Source organism: Myxococcus sp. AB025B (assembly GCF_006518215.1).
GTDB lineage: Bacteria > Myxococcota > Myxococcia > Myxococcales > Myxococcaceae > Myxococcus > Myxococcus fulvus.
In genome coordinates this window covers 1-864 of sequence record NZ_SRLW01000665.1, presented here as the reverse complement: position 1 = coordinate 864, position 864 = coordinate 1, and the positions used below count along the sequence as shown (strand labels likewise).

Genomic DNA, 864 nt, shown 5'->3' with positions numbered 1-864 from the left:
GGCGAGGCGCACTCCCAGCCCCACCGCCATCAGCGGGTAGGTGACCACGTCGAGGATCTCCCGGCGCATGACGTCCGTCACCACCGAGATCACCAGGGCCACTCCAAGGGCCGTCCACAGCGCGAGTTGTCCAGGCGTCATCCGTCGCCTGTCCCATTCGCGTCCAGGCGTCCGGTATCAAACCAGGGACGCCTGGAGCCCGTCAATTGGCGAACAGCGAGAGACCCCCTGGAACGAGGGTCATCTCATTGTCTCAGCGGACGACGAGCCGGATTTTCTCGCTGCAGATGAAGTACTCGTCCCCGTCTTCGATCTTGCGGCGCTTGATCCGCTGCTTGTTGAACCAGGTCCCGTTGGACGAGCCCAGGTCCTCGATGATCCAGTCAAGCCCTTCCTGGGCGATGACGGCGTGCTCGCGCGAGACCTTGCCGGAGTTGATGACGAAGTCGCAGTGCTTGCCGCGGCCGATGACGTAGCGCTCCTTGATGATGCGCTCCTCGCCACCGTCCTCGGTGACCAGGTACAGCGCGGAGCCCTCCTCCTCGGCGAGCTCGTCGGCGGGCTCCTCCTCGGGCTCGGCCTGCTCCTCGTCCTCGAGGGGCGGCTCGTCCTGGTCGGGCAGCGGCTCCTCCTCCTCGACCATCTCGTCGTTGGGAGGGGGCGGCTCGTTCTTGCCCTTGATGAGGCGCTCGAGCTCCGCGGCGGTCTCCAGCACGCGCTCGGCCACCTCGCGGCGGACGGGGTCGTTGTCCAGGCCGTTGGAGGAGGAGCGCTCCTCGGGAGGGGGCGGCGCGCCACGGCCTCCCGCCCGGACGGGCGCGGGTGGCTCGGCCTTGGGGGCCGGCGCGGGCGCCAGCACCGGAG

At 68.9% G+C, this 864-nt stretch carries 1 protein-coding gene and 1 pseudogene; both read right to left on the bottom strand.

All coding sequences use genetic code 11. The features are described from left to right. Window positions 1-141, bottom strand: a pseudogene (locus FL311_RS43400) (prepilin peptidase); the annotation flags it as partial. Between the two features lie 112 nt (window positions 142-253). After that, the coding region (locus FL311_RS43395) for an FHA domain-containing protein (RefSeq protein ID WP_141333557.1) at window positions 254-864 on the bottom strand (611 nt) is incomplete at its 5' end.